Origin of the sequence: Parazoarcus communis SWub3 = DSM 12120, from assembly GCF_003226565.1 — a bacterium.
Taxonomy (GTDB): Bacteria; Pseudomonadota; Gammaproteobacteria; order Burkholderiales; family Rhodocyclaceae; genus Parazoarcus; species Parazoarcus communis.
On sequence record NZ_QKOE01000189.1, the window covers coordinates 1 to 255 of the forward strand.

At 63.9% G+C, this 255-nt stretch carries 1 protein-coding gene; it reads right to left on the minus strand.

The genetic code is table 11. From position 1 onward, the window contains the following. Positions 1-211: ATP-binding cassette domain-containing protein (locus DNK49_RS23685; protein ID WP_120719302.1), on the minus strand; the 211-nt coding region annotated here is incomplete at its 3' end. Positions 212-255: the final 44 nt, after the last annotated feature.

Genomic DNA, 255 nt, shown 5'->3' on the forward strand with positions numbered 1-255 from the left:
TGCTGCCATCGAACGCCACCTGCCCACGCGAGCCCAGCACCCCCATGATCGCCGACAGCATCGTCGTCTTGCCCGCCCCATTGGGGCCGATCACCGTCACGATCTGCCCTTCGCCCACCACCAGGTTCGCGTTGCTCAGCGCCTCGACCTTGCCGTACGACACGCACAGGTCCTTCACTTCCAGAACGGTCTTCTTGGTTTCGTTGCTCATCGTCTTCACTCCACCCCGCCCAGATACGCTTCGAGCACCGCCGG